Origin of the sequence: Bacillus sp. HMSC036E02 (genome assembly GCF_001836235.1) — a bacterium.
Classification (GTDB): Bacteria; Bacillota; Bacilli; order Bacillales; family Bacillaceae_G; genus Bacillus_A; species Bacillus_A cereus.
This window is the reverse complement of record NZ_KV827822.1, coordinates 1-752: the sequence shown is the minus strand read 5'-3', so window position 1 is coordinate 752 and position 752 is coordinate 1. Positions and strand designations below refer to the sequence as shown.

Here is a 752-nt window from a genome sequence, read left to right as displayed (position 1 = left end):
ACTGCAGTTGGTACAGGCTTAAATGCAGATCCAGAATATATTGAAGCAGTTGTAAAACATTTAGCTGCAATTAGTGAATTACCGCTTGTTGGTGCAGAAGATTTAGTAGATGCGACGCAAAATACGGATGCTTATACTGAAGTATCTGCAGCGCTTAAAGTATGTATGATGAATATGTCTAAAATTGCGAATGACCTTCGCTTAATGGCATCAGGTCCGCGTGTTGGTTTAGCGGAAATTATGTTACCAGCTCGTCAACCAGGTTCATCTATTATGCCAGGGAAAGTAAACCCTGTTATGCCAGAAGTAATTAATCAAATTGCGTTCCAAGTAATTGGTAATGACCATACAATTTGCCTTGCTTCAGAAGCAGGACAATTAGAATTAAACGTTATGGAACCAGTACTTGTTTTCAACTTACTTCAATCGATTAGCATTATGAATAACGGTTTCCGTGCCTTTACAGATAATTGCTTAAAAGGAATTGAAGCAAATGAAGATCGCTTAAAAGAGTATGTTGAGAAAAGTGTAGGAATTATTACAGCCGTGAACCCTCATATCGGTTATGAAGCAGCAGCTCGCGTTGCGAAAGAAGCAATTGCAACAGGCCAATCCGTTCGAGAACTTTGTGTGAAAAATGGTGTATTGTCACAAGAAGACTTAGAGTTAATTCTAGATCCATTCGAAATGACACACCCAGGGATTGCAGGAGCAATTCTTTTAAAGAAAAATTAAAAGAAGAGGGGGGACAA

General features: G+C 38.7%; 1 protein-coding gene. It reads left to right on the top strand.

Features of this window, described 5'->3' with window-relative positions:
- Window positions 1-735, top strand: a 735-nt coding sequence (locus HMPREF2590_RS08345; protein ID WP_083325423.1) for a lyase family protein, incomplete at its 5' end; no start/stop codon positions are given.
- Window positions 736-752: the final 17 nt, after the last annotated feature.